A 20,857-nucleotide genomic window follows, 5' to 3' on the forward strand; every position below is an offset into this window, starting at 1 on the left:
CGCGGTTCCGGGTCCGTGCCTCTCTCCCCACTCCCGGGGTCCCCACGATCCCTCCCGAGAGGAAGCAGCGACATGTTCCGCAGCTTGCGAAGAGTGCTGTGCGCGGTGGCGGCGGCGCTCCTGTTGCCGCTGGCGGCAACCCAGACGACCGCTCACGCGGCGGAGGCCAAGGCCGGCGCCGGCTACTGGCACACCAGCGGCCGGCAGATCCTGGACGCGGCCGGGCAGCCGGTCCGTATCGCCGGCATCAACTGGTTCGGCTTCGAGACGAGCAACCGCGTCACGCACGGCCTCTGGACGCGCGACTACAAGAGCATGATCGACCAGATGAAGTCGCTGGGCTACAACACCATCCGCATGCCGTTCAGCGACGACATCCTCAAGCCCGGCGCCACCCCCGACAGCATCAACTTCTCCGACGGCAAGAACGCCGATCTGCAAGGGCTCAACTCCCTCCAGGTCCTGGACAAGATCGTCGCGTACGCCGGTCGGAGCGGCCTGAAGGTCATCCTCGACCGGCACCGCCCGGACGCGGCGGGCCAGTCGGCGCTCTGGTACACCTCGGCGGTCCCCGAGTCGACGTGGATCGCGAATCTGAAGGCGCTGGCGACCCGCTACAAGGGCAACCCCACGGTCATCGGCATCGACCTCCACAACGAGCCCCACGACCCCGCCTGCTGGGGCTGCGGCGACACGACGAGGGACTGGCGCCTGGCCGCCGAGCGCGCGGGCAACGCCGTACTCTCCGTCAACCCCGACCTGCTGATCCTCGTCGAGGGCATCCAGACGTACAACGGCGTCTCGGGCTGGTGGGGCGGCAACCTCATGGGTGTAGCCGAGCACCCCGTACGACTCGACGTCCCGAACCGGCTCGTCTACTCCGCGCACGACTACGCGACCAGCGTGGCCCAGCAGAGCTGGTTCAGCGACCCGTCGTTCCCCGCCAACATGCCCGGCATCTGGGACCGTTACTGGGGCTACATCTTCAAGCAGAACATCGCCCCCGTCTGGCTCGGTGAGTTCGGTACGACCCTCCAGTCGACGATCGACCAGCGCTGGCTCGCCGCCCTGGTGACGTACCTGCGCTCGACCTCCACCTACGGCAACGACTCCTTCCACTGGACCTTCTGGTCCTGGAACCCCAACTCCGGCGACACGGGCGGCATCCTGAAGGACGACTGGCAGACCGTCGACACCGTCAAGGACGGCTACCTGGCGAGCATCAAGGCCCCCGGCTTCCCACCGGGCGGCGGAGGCAGCGACCCCGGCGGCCCGGGCGGCCCCGGCGGCGGAACGCCCACCTGCGCCGCGACCTACACCGTCAGCAGCGACTGGGGCAGCGGCTTCAACGCCGAGGTGAAAGTGACGAACACGGGCACGTCGGCGATCAGCGGCTGGAAGGTGACCTGGACCTGGAACGGCTCCCAGCAGATCACCAGCATGTGGAACGCGTCGTACACCCAGAGCGGTTCGACGGTGACGGCATCGAACGCCGCGCACAACGCAGCCCTCGCGACAGGCGGCTCGGCGAGCTTCGGCTTCGGGGTCGTGCCCGGGGGCGGGGGTGCGCCGAGCGTGACCTGTACGGCCGGATGAGCGAAGGGCGCCCGGCGGTGGTCACCGGGCGCCCTTCAGTGTCGTACGGGAGTGATCAGAGCTTCTCGATCACGTAGTCGACGCACTTCGTGAGGGCCTCGACGTCGTCCGGGGCGATCGCCGGGAACATCGCCACGCGGAGCTGGTTGCGGCCGAGCTTGCGGTAGGGCTCGGTGTCGACGATGCCGTTGGCGCGGAGGGTCTTGGCGATGGCGGCGGCGTCGATGTCGTCGGAGAAGTCGATCGTGCCGATGACCTGGGAGCGCTTGGCGGGGTCCGTGACGAACGGGGTCGCGTGCTTGGACTCCTCCGCCCAGGTGTAGAGGCGGGTCGAGGAGTCCTTCGTACGGGCCGTCGACCAGGCGAGGCCGCCCTGGCCGTTGATCCACTCCAGCTGCTGGTTCAGGAGGAAGAGGGTCGCGAGGGCCGGGGTGTTGTACGTCTGGTTCTTGCGGGAGTTGTCGATCGCCGTGGGGAGGCTGAAGAACTCCGGGATGTGGCGGCCCGAGGCGTGGACGCGCTCGGCTCGCTCGATGGCGGCGGGGGAGAAGACGCCGATCCAGAGGCCGCCGTCGGAGGCGAAGGACTTCTGCGGGGCGAAGTAGTAGACGTCGGTCTCGGTGATGTCGACCGGCAGGCCGCCGGCGCCCGAGGTGGCGTCGACCAGGACGAGGGCACCCTCGTCGGCGCCGGACACGCGCTTCAGGGGGGCCGCGACACCCGTCGAGGTCTCGTTGTGCGTGAAGGCGTAGACGTCCACGCCCGCTTCGGCGGCCGGGTCCGGGTGCGTGCCCGGGTCGGAGGAGATGACCGTGGGCTCGGCCAGCCAGGGGGCCAGCTTCGAGGCCTTCGCGAACTTCGAGCTGAACTCGCCGAACGTGAGGTGCTGGCTCTTGTTCTCGATCAGGCCGTGGGTCGCGATGTCCCAGAAGGCCGTCGAGCCGCCGTTGCCGAGGATGACCTCGTAGCCCTCGGGGAGGGAGAACAGTTCGCTGATGCCCTCACGGACCTGGCCGACCAGGTTCTTCACCGGGGCCTGGCGGTGGGAGGTGCCGAGCAGGGAGGTACCGGTCGCGGCCAGCGCGTCCAGCGCCTCCGTCCGCACCTTGGAGGGGCCCGCGCCGAAACGTCCGTCGGCGGGCTTGATGTCAGCGGGGATCTGGATATCAGCCACGCGGCGAGCCTAGCGGCTTCGCGAAACGCGGGCGAAACGTCGTCCGTCGGATGAGACGGAGTGTCCTGGTGTACGCCCGTCAGACGTGGCGGTGGGCGTGGGTGGCATCCGTGGCGTCGGGGTTGATGTCCCGGGCCCGGTCGCTCATCTGGTCCCAGAAGCGGCGCATGCCGGCGATGGGGACCTTGCGCTGCCAGGGGGCCTCCCGGCGGAAGCGGAAGGAGCGCCATGCCCAGGGCTGCCACTTCTTCAGCAGATCGCGCTGGTGCAGGCAGAAGACCTCGCTGAACTCCATGCGCAGGTTCTCCACCTTGGCCGGGTAGGGGCACATCTTCAACCGGCAGTCGTCCGTGCAGTTGGAGCCGGGCTGGGAGGCGCGCTCCGCGCCCCGGACGGGGTTCAGCCGGGTGCGGTTCTTCAGCACGCAGGAGGGCATCTGGGTCGGCTCGCGCGCATACAGGTCCAGGAGGGGGAAACCGTCCTTCGGCCGGTACGACCTCTCACCGAGCACCATCAGCAGCAGTACGTCCGCCAGCAGCTGCTGGGCCGTGGGGTCCAGGGTGCTCCAGCCGGTGGACGGCGGTATCCACAGGTTGTGGGCGCGCTGCTCCCCGGGCAGCCCGACCTCCGTGCCGATGCTGGAGGCCACGTCCGCCTCGTCGATCCACAAGAACCGCTCGGGCCGCCGGGTCTGCAGCGCGCGGACCGCCAGCTTCGCGGCCGCCGCCACCAGCGGGTGCTCCCGCCGGTTTCGCCGGCTCCCCTCACCCAGCGACAGCCACTCCCTGACCTGGGCCTTCGGGTCCGACCCGGGGCCGCGCAGCGGCTGGTCCGCTGTGACGTCGTCGGGGAGACTCCACAGGGTCAGGGCGTGCAGGAGCGTCAGGCGCGTGTACCAGAACGTGCTGTGCTTCATCAGCGCCTGGGCCTGCTTGACGAGGAACTCCCGGGCCTTCCTGTCGGACCGCGGGCCGGGGCGCCGGTTGGCGGCGTACCTGAACCCCTGGGCCAGCGCCACCCCGAGGCCGATGGGGGCGCCGGGGCCGTCCTTGTGGATCCCGGCCTGTTGGCGGATCCCGGCTCCGGCTTCCCCGGTCGCCACCCGGACCCAGTTGTCGAGGTCGTCGTGGGGGCTGGCGAGGTGGCGGGACATCATGGAGGAGTCGACGAGCAGGGGGAGGAGCCAGGCGCGCATGACGTTGCAGTTCCAGTTCCCCCGTTCAGCCAGGGCCTCCGCCTCGGCCGCCCTGCGTTCCTTCTGTTCGCTCTCCTCGTCCGGGCCCAGCTGAGGAAGGGGCTCGTCCTCGCCCGCCTCTTCGGGCGACGTCCCCACCAGCTGGCCGCCGCACTGACGATTGGTCGCCACCGTCGCACAGGCCGCTTCCAGCGTGCCGCACAGCGCCTGATACGCCTGTCCGCCGCCCGCTCCCACCTCCTTCACCAGCGCTTCGCGCACTCGGCGGTCCGATTCCTTGCGGCCGATCCGGAGCATGACGGCGTACGGCAGATACGCCGAGTGCGTGTACTGCGGGTTGCGGCTGTGGGCGGCGGCCATCCGGTGTACCGCCGTCCCGCACTGCTTCACCAGGGCGAGTTTCGCCTCGCGGAGCCGTGCGGGGTCCTCGTCCTGGCCGAGACGGTGCCAGTCCTTCTCGATCGTCTTGATGAGGCGCTCCTGCATGGGCACGGCCCCGACACTGTCGATCTCCACGGCGGCGCCGTACACCTCCAGTGCCCTCAGACGTGGACTGCCGCGGTCGTCGGGCTCGCCGTTACCGGCCGCCGGGGGGCGCGCGGTCACGTTCCACGCGTGTCCCGCATCGGTCAGGAGGTTCCGCGCCTGGTCATTCAACAGCTCCCGCATCCTGTCGACGGGGCACAGCCGTTCGGCCGTCTCGGCGTCACGGCACATGCACTTCCCGGTCTGCGAACGGGAGTGGAACGTGAGAGCGATGAGGAGTTCCCGTCCGCCCTGCTTCAGCGCGTCGGTGATGTGTGCGTCGTCCGGCTGTCCGGCGGTCGCGATCGACGGGCACTCGAAGATCTTGTCCAGGAAGCGGGAACCGAGATAGGCCTGCATGATGCTGTGCTGGAAGCGCACCTTGTCACCGATCTCGTGGACCAGGCCCATCCGAGTGCCCCATGTCGCGGCCATCCGGATGTCGATCCTGGGGCGCACCCACCAGTCGCCGCCGCTTGATGCTTCGGTGAAGTGGCAGCGGTGTTCTGGAGGGGAGGAAGAGGTTTCCGGTTGGGAGGAAGAGGTGCCACGGTTCGCGGCGTAAGCCGCCGGCTGCCACTGCAGCCTCCGCATCCGTTGGTCCAGTTCCTGTGCGACGCGGTCGTTCCATTCGTTGTTGCGTTCGCTTCTGGAGGCCGGGGCCGTTCGCCCGTACCGGCCATCGTTCGCGGGCCTGCCGTCCCGACCGCCTACGCCGGGGTCGAGTTCGGCGAGCCTGACGTCGGCGCTGTCCGAGGCCAGACCGACGCACGCGAGCGCGGAGATGTACTCCACGACCGCCAGCCTCGTGTCGTGGTCGATGGGCAGTTCGGGGTGGACGTCCCCGTCGACCAGTGCGGTGATCCACCTCTCCATGAGCCTCGCCCGCCACTTCCAGCTGTCGCGAATCTGGAGGTCCGGATCCCCGTCTTCGGTCCACAGGGATGTCAGCTGGTCCTTGCGGTGCAGATCCCGGGCGATCTTGAGGTAGATGGGGGATTCCGCCATGTCGGCGGCTTCCACGAACCGGTCGACCAGGGTCGGATTGGAGCGCCAACTGCCGCGGCGCGCGATGTAACGCAACGCCGCCTCGTTGCTCAGCGGCTCCAGCTCCGAGACGGCCGCCTGCATGGCGCGCAGCGGGTCGTGCGGCCGTGAGGCGATGACCAGCGGGAGCCCTTCCTCGCCGGCCCTTCGTATCGCGTCCCGAATCAGGTTGTCGCGGCGGCCACTCGCATGGTCCTGGCTGTAGGCCTCCTCCAGACCGTCCGCGAGGACCACGATCTGGTCGGCCCGCTGCCGAAGCCACCGCCAGATCCTGTCGACGTCGCCTTCGGACCGAACCTTCGCCCGCACCATGTCGTGGAAACGCGCGAGCGCCAGCTCATCGAAGTCCAGCGGCTCCTCACCCTGGACGTCGCGCAGCCGTACCGGAATGGGAACGGCCCCCACGGCCGCGAGTTTCTGGGTGAGACGGACCAACAGCGCCGTCTTGCCGACGCCGACGCCCCCAACGACGACATGGGGCCGCCGTACGTTCTTGTCGCCCAGGTTCTTCATGATGGCGTTGCAGAGCTGGTCGCGTCCGATCACCTCGCCCATCAGGCTGCCCGCCGTCTGCACCAGGCGACTGGCCTCGGTCCTCGCCCGACGCAGACAGAACCGGCGGACAGCCCACAGCCGCCAGGCGAGGAACAGCAGGGTCGAGGCGGCCAGCGCGAGCAGAGGCAGCGCCACACCGGTGACCGCGTCGCAGGCCTTGTCCTTGTCCTTCTTGCCCGGCGCGTCCGTGCAGACCTCGTCCGGGCTGTACGCCCACTCCTGCCCGAAGACGGCCATCAGCGCGTTGAACACGAAGACGAGCAGCGCCACGGTCAACAGGACCATGGCCACGACCAGCACCGTGGTCCCCGGCGGAGTCCACCACCGTCTGGCATGACTCACGCCCCGGCGCACCAGCCACAGGGCGCGCCGGTGCCAGAAGACGGTGGCGAAGGGGCGCCGAACGCGTGCCCACAGTTCGCGGACGGGTCCCGCCTCGGGCGGCCCCGTGACGACCTGGATCTTGCGCGGGGGCAGTGTGTATCCCATGACCCACCACTCCGTCGGCTCCACAGGGATCGGCCGAGATCTCCCGAGGTCGCATCACCATCGGAGGGAGGGCCGACGCTCCCGGGTACGGGATGTCGAGGTGTCGAGGTGGAGGGATCCCTGCCTTCAGTTCACCAGCCGCTGCCTGACCTCGCCACTTGGCGTGACCTCGCCACTTGGCGACGCGCAGGGGACGGGTGTCATCGGCCGCCGACGGCGGGTGTGGGCGAGAAGCGGACCGGCAGCTCCACCAGGCCCCGCAGCCAGGGCGACGGCCGCCGGGTCAGCGATTCGGCCGGTACCGCCAGGTCGATGTCCGGGAGTCGGTCCAGTACGACCTCGATGCCCGTGCGGGCGATGACCTCGGCGATCTCCTGGGCGGGGAACGGACAGCGGTGCTCGCCGTGGCCGAAGGAGAAGTGGGCGTTGTTGCCGCCGGTGAGGGCGGAGCCGTCGGTGCGGACCCGGGGGTCGGAGTTGGCGCCCTGGAGGCCGAGGACGATCAGGTCGCCGGCGTGGAGGGCGTGGCCGCCCAGGCGGGTGTCGCGGGTGGTCCAGCGGCCGGCGGCGTTCTGGATGGGGGCGTCCTCCCACAACACCTCGTTCATGGCCTCCGCCACGCTGCTGCGGCCGCCGAAGAGGGACGCCGCGAAGCGGTCGTCCGTCAGCATCAGCCGCAGCGAGTTGCCGATCCAGTCGGCGGTCGGTTGGTGGCCGGCGGCCAGCATGACCGTCACGTCGTGGGTGACCTCCTCGACCGTGAAGCCGTGGGGGTTCGACAGGAGGCGGGACACCACGTCGTCCGCCGGGTGGCGCCGACGTTCGGCGACCACGCGGCCCATCGCCGTCGACACGTACGCCTCGGCGGCCATCGCCCTGTCCTGGCCGTCGAGGATGTCGTTCAACGCCGTCACCAGCCCGGGGCCCTGCTCCTCCGGGAAGCCGAAGAGGAACGCCAGCACGCGGACGGGCAGGAGCGCCGCGTACTGCGTCACCAGGTCCGCCTCGCCCGCCCCGCACACCGCGTCGATCAGCTCGTCGGCGAACCGCTCGACACGGCCGCGCAGTTCGAGCGGGTCCACCGCCTCCAGCGCCGCGCCCACCATCGCCGCCCGCTCCCGGTACCGCTCGCCGACCGTGCCGACGACCGAGGGGTGCTTCCGGCCGATCACCGGGAGCAGCGGCCAGTCGGCGGGGATGTTCGGCCACTGGTTCCACAGCGCCGAGTCCCGGCTGAACAGCACCGGATCGCTGGTCACCTGGTGCAGCTCGCGATAGCCCAGCACCAGCCAGGCCGGTATCCCGCCGTCCAGCAGTACGGGGACGACCTCGCCGTGCTCTCGTCGCAACTGCCGGTAGAGGGGGGCGGATTCGGAGCGGAAGAGAGGGCCTGCGAGGGAGACGGGGATGGGGGCGACCCGTCCGGGCCAGGAGGGCTCGGGCCAGGGCTCGGGCCAGGGCTCGGCCGCGGGCATGGGGCCGGGGAGCGGAATCCCGGAGGTCCCGGAGGTCCCGGAGGTCCCGGAGGTCCCGGGGGTCCCGGGGGTCCCGGGGATCCCAGGGGGCCCGGGGGTCTCGCCACGTCCGCCCGTCCCGCCGGGCTCGTCGTTCTCAGAGGTTGCGTAGTCCAACTAGTACCTGCTCAAGGATGTCGAGGTCGATCAGCGCGGCCTTGTGTGGATGCAGGGCGCTCACCCGGCCCGCGGTGAGGAGGTCGGAGAGCAGGACCTTGGTGATGCTCACGGGGAGCCCCAGCTCGGCGGCGATCTCCACCACCGCCGTCGGCCGCTCCGTCAGCCGCAGGATCGTCGTGTGCTCCGACTGCATGCCCGGCGCCGGATCGCACTCGGCGACGACCAGGGTCACCAGGTCGAACGGCGTTCCGGGCGCGGAACGGCTGCGTCCCCCGGTGAGGGTGTACAGCCGGTCGGGCGAATCGTCCCTTCCGGGGCGGCTCATGACGTACGGGGCCCCATGGTTGTGATCGTCGCCGTCGTGGTCGTGTGGGCGGTCGTCGCCGACATGATCGTGTGCGCGTCCGTACTCGACGGCCGGCGCGGGCGCGCGCTCAGGTGCGCGCCCAGCTGTTCGACCAACTCGCTCATGTTGTGGCCCACGAGCCCGGCGTCCGCGTCCTCGTCCGTGACCACGGCCAGATGGGCGCCCTCGCCCGCCTCCACGATGAACAGCACCCCGCCGTAGAACTCCGCCATCGCCGACCGTACGCCTCCGCTGCCGTCGCCGAACTCCACGGACGCCCCGTGGGACAGCGACTGGATACCGGCGGCGATCGCGGCGAGCTGGTCGGCCTGGTCCACGGACAGCTCGGGCGTACGGCACAGCTTCAGGCCGTCCCGGGAGAGCACGAGCGCGTGGCGGGCGCCCGGAGTACGTTCCAGCAAACCCTCCATGAGCCAGGTGAGCCTGTCGTCGGCGGTGGCGCCAGTGCCGGTCATGGGGTGGGGTCGCCTTCCAGGTGGGGGTGCGGATGCGTGGGATGGGTCGGATGCGTCTGCGGGGCGAGGGAGTCCGGGGAGTGGGGGTCCGTCTGTGCCGGGTGCGGTTCCCGTACGGGGTCCAGCTCCCACTTGGGTTCCGGTCCCGGTTCGGGTTCCCACGTCGCGCCCCGTACGGGTTCGGGCTCCCACCCGGGTTCGGGAACGGGGGCGGCCTCCCACGCGGGCTCCCACTTGGGTTCCGGTACGGCGCCCCACTCCAGCTCCCGTACCGGCTCCAGCATGGGATGGCTCACGACCTCCTCGGGCGCCGGCGTCACATCCGGTACGTCCCTCACGGGTTCCCGTACCGGGTCCCGTACCGGGTCCCGTACGGGCTCGTCCCCCGCGGCCGTCCCCTGGACGAACGCCTGGTCGAGCCCGCTCGTACCGCGGACCGCGCGGCGGAAGCTGCTGAAGCGGACGGCGCCGGTGCTGGCGTCCTCGGCGGGGCGGGAGTCGCGGGCCGGGCGGGCGTCGGCCGCCTGGGCGCCGGTGCGGGCCTCGGCCTCGGCGAGGGAGCGGCCGCGGCGGCGCCGGGGGAGGGCGTCGGGGCCCGTCGGGAACTCCTCGGCGGTGGTGGTCGGGGAGTCGGCCGGAAACTCGTGGGTGGGCGTCGGTTCGGGGCTCAGGTCGTAGGGGGCGCGGACGGCACCGTACGACTGTGACGGCCGGTCGGAAGCGGTAGCGGCCGTGGCGGCCGTAGTGGCTGTGGACGACGCGGGAGACGCGGCCGTCGGCACAGTGCCCGTACCCGTCCCCGTACTACTGGCGAGGATGTCCTGGGGAATGAGCATCAGCACCCCCGTGCCGCCGCGGGCGGAGGGGCGGAAGGAGACCTTCAGGCCGTGCTTGCGGGCGAGTCGGCCGACGACGGCCAGGCCGAGGCGGGTGCCGGCGAGGCCGGCGAGGTCGGCGGACTCGCCCGAGACGGCGCGTTCGGCGCGGCGGAGCTGGACGTCGCTCATGACCAGGCCGGAGTCCTCGACGGAGATGATGGCGCCGGCCGGGACCTCCTCCACGTAGACGTGGACCTCGGCGGTCGGGGGCGAGAAGTTGGCCGCGTTGTCGAGGAGTTCGGCGAGCGCGTGCATGACGCCCTCGGCGGCGTGTCCGGCGACGGCGGACTCGCTGGAGGAGTGCAGCCGGACCCGGCGGTAGGCGCCGATGCGGCCCATCGCACCGCGCAGGATCGACTCCATGGGGATCGGCCGCGCCCAGCGGCGGCCGGAGCGCGCGCCCGCGAGGACGGCGACGGAGTCGGCGAGCCGGCCCGCCTGGGCGGTGCGGTGGTCGAGGTGGAGAAGATCGGCGAGGACGTCCTCGTCGGAGTGACGTTCCTCCATGGCGCGCAGATCGGCGAGGGTGCCGGTGGCGAGGGCCTGCATACGGCCGGCCACGTTGGCGGTGACGGCGAGGACGGCGGTGCGTTCGGCCTCGGCCTGCCGGGCGCGTTCGGTGAGGCGGGTCGTCTCCTGGACGGTCTCCTCGGCCGTCCGTTCCCGCTCCTCGGCCAGTCGTTCGCGCTCGCGTTCGAACTCGGCGGTCAGGCGCGTCCGTTCCCGCGCGAACTCCGCCGCGATCCGGGCCCGTTCCTGTACCGACTCCTCGGTCAGCCGACCCCGCTCCTGGCCGAATTCCTCCGCCATCCGGGCCCGTTCCTGGAGCAGCAGTCCGGCGTCCCGGGACACGGCGTCGAGGCGGTGGCGTAACAGTCTCACCGACTGCCGGGCGTGGACGGTGAGCGCGACGGCGACCGTGAGCAGCAGAGCGGCCGCGCCCGCGCCGGCCGCCAGGGGCGGTCTCATGGAGTCCGGCGCCAGCGCGACCGAACCGCCGACCACGACCGCGCCGAGCACAGCGGTGACCAGGGGCGCGGGCAGGATCGAGCGCAGGGCCGGGCGTTCGCCCGGTGGGCGTGGGGGGCTGGGCGCGGTCATGGGCTGCTGTCCTCGGTCGGTTCTGAACTCGGTAACGCAGTCGGTTCCTGGCCTCGGTAACACGGTCGGTTCCTGAACGAGAAGCGACACCTGGTGCTCAATTGGCCGTCACTATATGGGAGTTCGTGACCTGAGTCGGGCGGTTTCCGGTTAGCTCCCCGGAATCCGTGCAACGTCCCAGCAACGTCCCACCATCGTGCCGCGATGTCCGCCGGACCGTCACCGGATGGTCACTGTCAGTGGTCGGGGGCATGCTGGATCCATGACGGAATTCGGGGGCACGAAGAGTCGTGGGGACGAGGGCCGGGCCGGCGGCCGGGCCCGGGCCGGCGGCGACGTGGACGTACACGGTCTGCGGGCCGCGCTGGTGGCGGCCGTGGGCGGCGAGGTCGACTTCGGCGTGACCGCGCGGGCGCTGATGACGATGGACGCGTCCAACTACCGGAGGGTGCCGCTCGGCGTGGTCGCGCCCCGGGACGCGGACGACGTGGCGGCCGTCCTGTCGGTGTGCCGTGAGCAGGGCGTGCCGGTCGTGGCGCGCGGCGGCGGTACGTCGATCGCCGGGCAGGCCACCGGTACGGGCGTGGTGCTGGACTTCACCCGGCACATGAACCGGCTGGTGTCGCTCGACCCCGAGGCGCGTACGGCCGTGGTCCAGCCGGGCCTCGTCCTGGACCGCCTCCAGGAGGCCGCCGCCCCGCACGGCCTCCGCTTCGGCCCGGATCCGTCCACCCACAGCCGCTGCACCCTGGGCGGCATGATCGGCAACAACTCCTGCGGCGCGCACTCGGTGGCCTGGGGTACGACGGCGGACAGCGTGCGGCAGCTGTCCGTGCTCGACGGCAGGGGGGAGGCGCGGAGACCGGGCCGGGACTGGGCGGGCGCACCCGATGGCCTCCGGCCTTTGGTGGAGCGGGAGTTGGCGCGGCTGCGCACCGGCTTCCCCGACCTGCCCCGCCGTATCTCGGGCTACGCGCTCGACGCCCTGCTCCCCGAGCGGGGCGCGGACGTGGCCCGCTTCTTCTGCGGTTCGGAGGGCACGCTCGGGGTGCTCACGGAGGCGGTCGTACGACTCGTCGAGGCACCACGCGCGCGTGCCCTGGCCGTGCTGGCGTACGCCGACGAGAGCGCGGCGGCCGAGGCGGCGCCCGGACTGCTGCAGCCCGGCCCGCTGACGGTGGAGGGCATGGCGGCCGACCTGGTGCCACCGGGGACGGCCGGGCTGCCGCGCGGCGGGGCCTGGCTCTTCGTGGAGACCGGCGGCGAGACGACCGCCGAGGCCCGGGCGAACGCCGAGGCGATCGTGCGCGCGGCGGACTCGGCCGCGTCGCTCGTGGACTCGCTGGTGGTGACCGACCCCGCCGCCCAGCGCGCCCTGTGGCGTGTCCGAGAGGACGCGAGCGGTACGGCGACCCGCATGCCGGGCGGTGGGGGTCCCTCCCGCTCGAGCGGAGCCGAGAGTGGGGGAGAGGCCTGGCCGGGGTGGGAGGACTGCGCGGTGCCGCCCGCCCGACTGGGCGCCTACCTACGGGACTTCCGGGGCCTGCTGCGGGCCCACGACCTGCGCGGCACGCCCTACGGCCACTTCGGCGACGGCTGCATCCACGTCCGCATCGACTTCGACCTGCTGACCGGGCCGGGCATCGCCCGCTTCCGCCGCTTCTCGGAGGAGCTGGCGGAGCTGGTCGTCGCGCACGGCGGCTCCCTCTCCGGCGAACACGGCGACGGCCAGGCCCGGGCCGAGCTGTTGCCGAAGATGTACGGCCCCGAGATGGTCGGGCTGTTCGAGCAGGTGAAGGCGGTCTGGGACCCCGACGACCTCCTCAACCCCGGCATGCTCGTACACCCCGCACCCCTGGACTCCAACCTCCGCTTCGCGGTGCTGCCGCGCGGCAGGCCTCCGGTGCCCGTGGTGTTCGGGTACCCGGAGGACGGCGGCGACTTCTCGGCGGCCGTACGACGATGCGTCGGCGTCGCCAAGTGCCGTACGACCGAGGTGAGTCCGGCATCCGGGGCCGTCATGTGCCCCTCGTTCCGGGCGACGGGCGAGGAGGAGCACTCCACCCGGGGCCGGGCCCGGTTGCTGCACGAGATGCTGGCGGGCGAGGTGGTGACGGACGGCTGGCGCTCGCCGGAGGTACGGGACGCCCTCGACCTCTGTCTGTCCTGCAAGGGCTGCCGCTCCGACTGCCCGGTCGGCGTCGACATGGCCACGTACAAGGCGGAGTTCCTCCACCACCACTACGCGGGCCGCCGCCGCCCCGCCGCCCACTACGCGATGGGCCGGCTGCCGGTGTGGCTCCGCCTGATCGCCCGTACGCGCACGGCCCGCGTCGTCAACTTCCTCGCCTCGGTCGGCCCGTTGGCGCGGGCGGCGAAACGGCTGGGCGGGATCGCGGAGGAACGGGAGCTGCCGAGGCTGGCGTCGGTGCCGTTCAGCCGGTGGTATCTGCGATGGCTGAGGGAGCGGGTTGAGGAGGAGAAGGCGACGCAGGGGGAGATGATCGAGGGCGAGGCGATCGAGGGCGAGGTGATCGAGGGCGATCCGCTCGGTGGCCGATCCCTCGATCCGGAGGAGTTGGCCGACGCCATCGCCGAGGCGGGCTGGGAGCAGGAGGACGGCGAGGACGGCGAGGACGGCGAGGACGGCGAGGACGACGAGGACGACGAGGACGACGAGGACGACGAGGACGACGACGGTTACGAGTCACCGGAGATGGTGCTCCTGTGGACGGACACCTTCACGGAGTACCTCTCGCCGTCCGTGGGGCAGGCCGCCCTGCGGGTCCTGGAGGCCGCCGGACTGCATGTCATCGTGCCGCCGACCCTGCGGATGAGGAGAAAACCGTCCTGGCTGAAGAGGATGGAGGCGGGCGAGGAGGTCTCCCTCACCCAGTGGAAGCTCACCCGTGCCCTGTTCAGCATGCGGCAGGGCCGCGTCTGCTGCGGCCTCACGTACATCTCGACGGGCCAGCTCGACCACGCCCGCGCGGTACTGCGCCGCACCCTCGACATGCTCGAAATGTTCCTCGATCCGATCCCGGCCCGGATACTGGCCGAGGATCCCGACCTCGCCCCGAAGCCGAGCCCCATCCCCATCCCCATCCCCATCGTCGTACTCGAACCGAGCTGCGCCGCCACCCTCCGCACCGACCTCCCCGAACTCCTCCCCGACGACCCCCGCGCCGCCCGACTCGCCGCCTCGGTCGTCACCTTCGCCGAGGCCCTCGACCGGTACGCCCCGAACTGGACCCCTCCCGTCCTCGACCGCCCGGTCGTCGGCCAGACGCACTGCCATCAGCACGCCGTCCTCGGTGACGCCCCCGACCGCCGGCTCCGCGCCGCGGCCGGCCTCACCGGCGACCTGAGCGGCGGCTGTTGCGGCCTGGCCGGCAACTTCGGCTTCGAGAAGGGCCACTACGACGTCTCCGTGGCCTGCGCGGAAGACCAACTCCTTCCGGCGGTACGGGCGGCGGCCGACGACGCGGTACTCATGGCGGACGGCTTCTCATGCCGGACGCAGCTGGAACAGCTGGCGGGGCGGCGGGGGCTGCATATGGCGGAGGTGCTGGCGGAAGGGTTGGCGGAGCGGGCGAGGGGAGGGGCGGATCGGCCGGAGGCCTGATCCTCCGAGGAGCGTCCGGAAGAACTCCGCCACGACTCCGCGAGAACGTCCGGAAAACGCCCCTCGGGGCCGGTCGGACGGGACAGCGGTTGCCCGCTGTGGACGCCTGGGTGGCTGAGCTCCGGAAGGCCGCCGCCGACAGCCACTCAGCGGCGTACCAGCCGTAACGCGACCACTCACCCGCATACACGAGCGGTACGTAAGCCGTACGTACAGGTGGCTGTCGCCCGCAGTCCGCCCTTCAATGGGAACTGTCTTGCGCATAGACGCAAGACGCAAATGGCGGACGGGGGAAAGCCATGGCTTCAGGTGTGCCCGGAAACAACGGCAACGGTTCCACTCTCGGCGAGAAGATCGGAGGCTGTCTCGGTCAGTTGGGATGCTCCATCGTGTTCCTCGCCATCCTCGCGGGCATCGGAGCGTCCTGTGACTTCGACTCCGACAGCAACCCCGAACAGGGCGATGTCTGCTACGACGTCGGCGAAGAGGTGACCAACTCGGCCGGGGAGACCTTCGTCTGCCGGTAGCGGGAAGGGGCGCGGGTATCAGGTGAGGCCGGCGGTGAAGCCTGTCGCGTGGCCCTGTTCGTCCCACCGGATCGCCAGGATGCCCACGACGGCGTCGCGGTTGATGGGGCCGAACACATGCGGGAACAGAACGTCCGCGCCGACTCCCGGAGGCGGGGCCGGGACGGCCGCCTCGAACTCGACCCGGGCATCCAGCCGAGCCTCGTCGATGACGAGCACGTGCAACGGCTTCGGCGCGTCGCGGTAGAAGGCATTGACGACGGCCAGGGTGGTCGGCTCGTCGGGGGAACAGTGGACGAAGCCGTCCTCGGGCAGGGAGTCGGGGGAGTAGGGCTGGTCGGGGTGGGCGTTCCAGGCGGCGAGGGACACGACGTGGTGGATCATGGCCCGGTTATACAGCAGGGGTACGCGGGGGTGCATGGGGCCGCTGCGGCATGGCAGCCGACCTTGATCGACAAGCGGGTGGCGCCTACGCTCCCGTGCCCATGGAACTCGGGGGGACGGGCGGGGGGACGGGCGGGGGGACGGATCGCGGTGGCCGTGGGCGCCGGACGATCGCGGGCGTGTTGATCGGGGCGGCAGGGCTGGCCGTCCTGGGTGTGGTGCTCGTCGTGCTGCCGGGCATGGTGGTCGACCACGACCTCGCCGGAGCGAGCGTCGCCGCGCAAGACCGGCTGAAAGCGGTGAACGACGTCCGCACGACGCTGCTCCAGGCCATCGGCGGTCTGGTCCTGCTCTTCGGCGCGTACGCCACCTGGCGGCAACTGCGGGTCAGCCAAGACGGTCTGCGCGCGACCCAGGAGGGTTATGTCACCGACCGCTTCAGCCGGGCGGTCGACCAACTCGGCAGCGACAACCTGGACGTACGCATCGGCGGACTCCACGCGCTGTGGCGGATCGCCGAGCACTCGGCACGCGACCGCGAGGCGGTCATCTCGATCCAGGCCGCGTACCTGCGTACGCACCTGCCGTGGCCGCCGGCCGACCCCGATGCGTCGACGGCCGACACACACATCAACGACGTGGCACCACTGGAGGTTCGCGCCGCCGACGCCCAGGTGGCCCTCACCGGCCTGGGCGTCGTGCTGCAGAACCCCCGGCAACAGTCCTGGGTGAACCTCAGCGTCACGGACCTGCGCCGCGCCGACTGTGACGGCCTGTGGCTGCACGAGGTCAACCTCGACCGGTCCTGCATGGAGGCGGCAGGCCTCTACCACGCCAACCTCACCCAGGCCTCACTCGTCTCCGTCAACCTCCGGCACGCCGACCTCACGACGGCGATCCTGCGCCGAGCGCGGCTCGCCCTGGCCGACCTCCGGGGCGCGAAGCTCGTCGAAACGGACCTGCGCGACGCGGACTTCACCGGGGCCGACCTCCGCGAGGCCAACCTCCGCAAGGCCGACGCGCGCGGCGCCGTACTCCACCGGGCCGACCTCCGCATGGCCGACCTGCGCGGCACCGACCTCACCACCGCCGACCTCACCGAGGCCCGTCTCACCGGAGCCCTGACCAGTGAACACACCCGCTGGCCCGCCGACTTCGACCCCACCACCACCGGCGTTCTCCGCACTCCCGACCCCGGCCCCGAACCCCCACCCCTGCTTCAGCCGCCGGGCATCACGACTCAGCATCCGCCGCTGCGGTCGATGTCCTGAGGCGTCGTCCTGGATCACCGGGGCCGGGGCCGGGGCAAGATCCGCGGCATGAGCACGCAACACACAGCGGATCGCCCTGTAGCGCTGGTCACCGGGTCCACGTCGGGCATCGGGGAGGCCGTGGCGCGGCGGTTGGCGGCGGACGGGATGCGGGTCGTGGTCCACTCGCGGCGCAGTACGGAGGCGGGCGAGGCGCTGGCGGCGGAGCTCGGCGGCACGTACGTACGGGCCGACCTGGCGGTGGAGGACGAGGCCAGAGGTCTGGTCGAGGCGGCACTCGCCCGCTACGACGGCCGACTGGACGTGCTCGTGAACAACGCGGGTATCAGTTGGCCCATCCCGCACGACGACCTGGCCGCGGCGACCCCGGCGGACTGGCGCCACCTGCTGGAAGTCAACCTGATCGCCCCCTGGGTGCTGTGCACAGCCGCCCTGCCTGCCCTCCGCCGCTCCCCGGCCGGCGGCGACATCGTGAACATCACCAGCCACGCCGGCGTACGCCCCAAGGGCTCATCGGTCCCGTACGCGGCGACCAAGGCCGCCCTGAACCACGTGACCCGCCTCCTCGCCGCCGCCCTCGGCCCCGACGTCCGCGTCAACGCGATCGCCCCGGGCCTCGTGGACACCCCGATGACCAAGAACTGGCTCCAGGCCCACGAACTCTGGCGAGACCGAGCCCCCATGCACCGCCCCGCCCAACCCACCGACGTGGCCGCCCTGGTGGCCTCCGTCCTCGCCAACACCTACCTCACGGGTGAGGTCATCGTCCTCGACGGGGGCTTGAACCTGACCTGAACCTGACCTGAACCTGGCCTGAGAACGCGATCGATGTTGCCTACTGATCAGTCGTGTTCTAGACATGGGATCAAGAAGTTCAGATCTCAAGTAATACACAACCGAAGGGACGGCCTCCGCCCCATGAAACCCCCCACGCCCACCCACAGGCCCGTGAAGACGTTGCTGCGCGGCGCTCTCGCCGTCACCGCGGCCGGGCTCGCCGCCGTACTGCCCTTGGCGGGTACGGCGTCCGCCGCGCCGTTGACCGGCAAGGCCCAGCGGACCGTCACCACCGCCGACGGCGAGAAGTTCCGGCTGCGGCTGAAGGCCAACCCCGTCGTGCTGCCCGCCGCCGGCGGCACCGTCAAGGTCAAGGGCGCCGGATACAACCGCGCCCAGGGCATCTTCCTCGCCTTCTGTGTGATCCCGGACGGCGTCCAGGTCGGCGACCCCTCGACGTACACCACGCTCCCCGGCCCGTGTCTCGGCGGCCGCGAGGCCCAGGACGGCTCCTCACGCCGCATCACCGACACCGGGACCGGCACGCCGGGCATCACCCTCCCCTACGAGGAGGGCGGCCGCTTCCGTACGACGCTGAACCTCCGCCCCGAGATCGCCGACGGCAAGGTGTGCGGCGAGACCGTACGCTGCGCCATCGTCACCCGCGCCGACTTCACGGCGACGAACGAGCGGCTGTACGACCAGTACATCCCGGTGCACTTCGCGCCGGCGCCGGCGTCGGTGGGGGCGTCGGTGGGGGCGGTGCGGTAAGTCAGGCGCACCGATTGGCAGTTCTGTCCCGGCGACACGCCGTGCACGACGGCGTGTCGCCGAGACAGGTGGGACGGAACTGCCAAACGTTCAGCGCTTACGGGAGTCGTGCCACCGCCCTCAGTTCAGCTGCCGCTGCCGCTGCCGCTGCCGCTGCCGCTGCCGCTGCCGCTGCCGCTGCCGCTGCCGCTGCCGCTGCCGCTGCCGCTGCCGCTGCCGCTGCCGCTGCCGCTGCCCTGCCGCTGCCGCTGCCGCAGCCGCCGCCCACGGCTCTCGGCGACATGGATGGCATCACTGAGCGCCTCGGTCAACCGCTCGGCGAGCAAGCGGACTTCGCCGCGCGGGGTGCCCGGGAGCATGTCCCGGGCGTGCGCGAGGAGTTCCGCACCCATGCCGAGCTGGATGGACTCGGTGGCGTCGGCCAGGCGGGTCACCGGCCCGCCCTGGTCGTCGCCGATCAAAAAGCAGGGCTTGCTGCCGACACCGGACCAGGGCAACAAGCGCGCCTCACGCGGCGGTTCCGGTACGGCCGCCTCCTCGGTTCCCATCAGGCGACCTCCACGCCGTGAATCCAGTACGCCCCGGGCATGTCCATTCCGAGCGCAGCCATGGCCAACTCCCGTCGCCGCCGGCGTTGTTCGTGGGCGGTGACGTAGGGGCGTACGGCGATGGTGGCGGCGCCGTCGAAATGCTCGGGCAGCCCGTATGGAGACCGATGCGCGGGGAGCGGCATCGGCACTGGCCCTGCCCACTCAACCGGCACCGGTGCGACGACGAGACGATCCCCGGCCCGCCGCCTGCCCGTACCAGGGTTGAACAGAAGCCGCAGCCACAGGGTGATGCGGCGGATAAAGTCGTGCATTGTCGACGCTACTTGAGCAGCGTTGGCCACGCCCCGGGAGGTCTCGACCACCTCGCCGGGGTTTCCATGTCACCGAAGCTAATCAAGGGCACATCCCTCTGTATACAAGTACAGAGGGATCCACTCGAATGGGTAGGATGAGGGCTGTCTACGTTGGACATGTGAGCGATACAGAGGAGCCGGAGAAGCCCCTGGACCCGATGAGCGCCCGGCCGCTCTACGTCCAACTGGCCGATATCGTCGAGCGCAAGATCGCATCGGGAGAGCTGGCGCCCGACCGACCCATCCCTTCGGAGAACCACCTCGCCGACGAGTACGGCGTCGCCCGACTCACCGCACGCCGGGCCACCCAAGAACTCCGCGAGCGCGGGCTTGTAGTCACCGTGCGCGGGAAGGGCTCCTTCGTTGTCGAGCGGCCACCCGTCCAGGCCGCGACCGAAGGCGATGAGCCCACCGAAGAGTGACCTGCCGCGCTACCGGCGCTTGAAGCCGGCAAACGCCATCGAGGCTGCTCAAGTCCCGATCGCTCAACCGCGCGAAGCCTGAACTGGCGTGTCCTGTCGGCTAGGGACTCTGGTTCGGAACGTCGGTCGGGCCACAGGAGCATGCCCGCGAGTCACTTGTTCGCTTTCCCTCGCCCCACCTGCGTCCGCACCGCCCCCATGCTCGCCGCGATCACCAGGGCGATGGCGAGGGACTCCGTCGCGGAGAGGGTCTGGTTCAGGATCAGGAAGCCCGCTGTCGCGGCGATGGCGGGCTCCAGGCTCATGAGGATCGCGAAGGTGGGGGCGGGGAGGCGGCGCAGGGCGAGGAGTTCGAGGGTGTAGGGGAGGGCGGAGGAGAGTACGGCGACGGCGGCGCCCAGGGCGATCGTCGTCGGGTCGAGGAGCCGCGTCCCGGACTCGATCACGCCCAGCGGCAGGAACAGCACAGCCGCGACCGCCATGGCCAGCGCCAGCCCGTCGGCCTGCGGGAACCGTCGGCCCGTACGCGCGCTGAAGACGATGTACGCCGCCCACATCGCCCCGGCGGAGAGGGCGAAGGCCGCGCCGAGCGGGTCGAGGCCGCTGATGCCCCCCTCACCGCCGCCGCCGAGGAGGAAGGCGCCGCACAGCGCCAGCCCGGCCCACACCAGGTTCACTGCGCGGCGGGACGTCAGGACGGACAGGGCCAGCGGGCCGAGCACCTCCAGGGTGACGGCGGGGCCGAGGGGGATACGGGCGACGGACTGGTAGAAAAGGCCGTTCATCGCGGCCATGGTGACGCCGAAGACGACGACCGTGCCCCAGTCGGTGCGCGAGTGCCCGCGCAGCCGGGGTCGGCACACCACGAGCAGCGCCAGCGCGGCCACCGCCAGCCGCAGCGACACCACCCCGAGCGCCCCGGCCCGAGGCATCAGGCTCACTGCCAACGCCCCGCCGAACTGCACCGATATCCCCCCGGCCAGCACGAGCCCCACCGGCCCCAGGGCACCCCGCCGCGCAGAAGCCGCCGGGGCGGCGGGGACAGCGGGGGCGGGGGCCGCAGCGGGCCGGTCAGCGCTGGGGAGTGTCACGGGGGCCGTCCAGGATGAGCGATGAGAGAAGTGAAGGGAAGGGGGAATCAGTTCAATTTAGTGTGCTTT

At 71.3% G+C, this 20,857-nt stretch carries 17 protein-coding genes; 7 read left to right on the plus strand and 10 right to left on the minus strand.

All coding sequences use genetic code 11. The features are described 5' to 3' along the window. Positions 1 to 72: 72 nt before the first annotated feature. On the plus strand, positions 73 to 1,596 hold the full coding sequence (locus tag CES90_RS18450; RefSeq protein WP_189785284.1) for a cellulase family glycosylhydrolase: 1,524 nt from the start codon (positions 73 to 75) through the stop codon (positions 1,594 to 1,596). Between the two features lie 55 nt (positions 1,597 to 1,651). Here CES90_RS18450 and serC read toward each other — a convergent pair whose 3' ends face one another. The 6 genes from serC to CES90_RS18480 form a co-directional block, all read right to left on the minus strand. Continuing rightward, positions 1,652 to 2,770 carry a phosphoserine transaminase gene (gene serC / locus CES90_RS18455; RefSeq protein ID WP_189785285.1) on the minus strand — a complete coding sequence of 373 codons (1,119 nt, stop codon included), beginning with the start codon at positions 2,768 to 2,770 and terminating at the stop codon, positions 1,652 to 1,654. A 79-nt stretch (positions 2,771 to 2,849) separates the two neighbouring features. Next, positions 2,850 to 6,581, minus strand: a complete 3,732-nt coding sequence (locus CES90_RS18460) for an NACHT domain-containing protein (protein WP_189785286.1) — start codon at positions 6,579 to 6,581, stop codon at positions 2,850 to 2,852. A 200-nt stretch (positions 6,582 to 6,781) separates the two neighbouring features. Continuing rightward, a complete protein-coding gene (locus CES90_RS18465) occupies positions 6,782 to 8,056 on the minus strand; it encodes a cytochrome P450 (protein WP_229914078.1) in 1,275 nt (424 codons plus the stop codon). Positions 8,057 to 8,192: 136 nt separating this feature from the next. Further along, the gene (locus tag CES90_RS18470) at positions 8,193 to 8,540 is read right to left on the minus strand and encodes a DUF742 domain-containing protein (RefSeq protein WP_189785287.1); all 348 of its coding nucleotides are present in this window, start codon (positions 8,538 to 8,540) and stop codon (positions 8,193 to 8,195) included. Continuing rightward, positions 8,537 to 9,037 carry a roadblock/LC7 domain-containing protein gene (locus CES90_RS18475; RefSeq protein ID WP_189785288.1) on the minus strand — a complete coding sequence of 167 codons (501 nt, stop codon included), beginning with the start codon at positions 9,035 to 9,037 and terminating at the stop codon, positions 8,537 to 8,539. Before CES90_RS18475 ends, CES90_RS18470 begins: the two co-directional genes overlap by 4 nt. Next, on the minus strand, positions 9,034 to 11,016 hold the full coding sequence (locus CES90_RS18480; RefSeq protein ID WP_189785289.1) for an ATP-binding protein: 1,983 nt from the start codon (positions 11,014 to 11,016) through the stop codon (positions 9,034 to 9,036). The genes CES90_RS18475 and CES90_RS18480 overlap by 4 nt, the downstream gene beginning before the upstream one ends. 262 nt (positions 11,017 to 11,278) lie before the next feature. Here CES90_RS18480 and CES90_RS18485 point away from each other — a divergent pair, with 262 nt between their 5' ends. Continuing rightward, entirely contained in the window at positions 11,279 to 14,641 is a 3,363-nt protein-coding gene (locus tag CES90_RS18485) for an FAD-binding and (Fe-S)-binding domain-containing protein (RefSeq protein ID WP_189785290.1), read from the plus strand. Between the two features lie 299 nt (positions 14,642 to 14,940). Next, positions 14,941 to 15,168: a hypothetical protein gene (locus CES90_RS18490; RefSeq protein ID WP_189785291.1), complete on the plus strand. Its 228-nt coding sequence runs from the start codon at positions 14,941 to 14,943 to the stop codon at positions 15,166 to 15,168. Positions 15,169 to 15,186: 18 nt separating this feature from the next. Here CES90_RS18490 and CES90_RS18495 read toward each other — a convergent pair whose 3' ends face one another. Next, complete coding sequence (locus CES90_RS18495; RefSeq protein ID WP_189785292.1) at positions 15,187 to 15,552, minus strand: DUF952 domain-containing protein; 366 nt, start codon at positions 15,550 to 15,552, stop codon at positions 15,187 to 15,189. 170 nt (positions 15,553 to 15,722) lie between these two features. On the opposite strand from CES90_RS18495, the gene CES90_RS18500 reads away from it, so the two are divergent. From CES90_RS18500 to CES90_RS18510, 3 genes are all read left to right on the plus strand, one after another. Then, positions 15,723 to 16,823, plus strand: coding sequence for a pentapeptide repeat-containing protein (locus CES90_RS18500; protein ID WP_373313489.1), 1,101 nt, complete (start codon positions 15,723 to 15,725; stop codon positions 16,821 to 16,823). 48 nt (positions 16,824 to 16,871) lie between these two features. Beyond that, entirely contained in the window at positions 16,872 to 17,618 is a 747-nt protein-coding gene (locus tag CES90_RS18505) for an SDR family NAD(P)-dependent oxidoreductase (protein WP_189785294.1), read from the plus strand. A gap of 123 nt (positions 17,619 to 17,741) precedes the next feature. Further along, entirely contained in the window at positions 17,742 to 18,371 is a 630-nt protein-coding gene (locus tag CES90_RS18510; protein ID WP_189785295.1) for a hypothetical protein, read from the plus strand. Positions 18,372 to 18,496: 125 nt separating this feature from the next. On the opposite strand, the gene CES90_RS18515 is transcribed toward CES90_RS18510, so the two are convergent. Continuing rightward, positions 18,497 to 18,919, minus strand: coding sequence for a hypothetical protein (locus tag CES90_RS18515; protein WP_308437885.1), 423 nt, complete (start codon positions 18,917 to 18,919; stop codon positions 18,497 to 18,499). Next, positions 18,919 to 19,233: a hypothetical protein gene (locus tag CES90_RS18520; protein WP_189785296.1), complete on the minus strand. Its 315-nt coding sequence runs from the start codon at positions 19,231 to 19,233 to the stop codon at positions 18,919 to 18,921. The genes CES90_RS18515 and CES90_RS18520 overlap by 1 nt, the downstream gene beginning before the upstream one ends. Before the next feature lie 200 nt (positions 19,234 to 19,433). Between CES90_RS18520 and CES90_RS18525 the strand changes: the two genes are divergently transcribed. Continuing rightward, entirely contained in the window at positions 19,434 to 19,697 is a 264-nt protein-coding gene (locus CES90_RS18525) for a GntR family transcriptional regulator (RefSeq protein ID WP_189785368.1), read from the plus strand. A gap of 152 nt (positions 19,698 to 19,849) precedes the next feature. On the opposite strand, the gene CES90_RS18530 is transcribed toward CES90_RS18525, so the two are convergent. Beyond that, entirely contained in the window at positions 19,850 to 20,788 is a 939-nt protein-coding gene (locus tag CES90_RS18530) for an EamA family transporter (RefSeq protein ID WP_189785297.1), read from the minus strand. Positions 20,789 to 20,857: the final 69 nt, after the last annotated feature.

The organism is Streptomyces capitiformicae (genome assembly GCF_002214185.1).
Classification (GTDB): domain Bacteria; phylum Actinomycetota; class Actinomycetes; order Streptomycetales; family Streptomycetaceae; genus Streptomyces; species Streptomyces capitiformicae.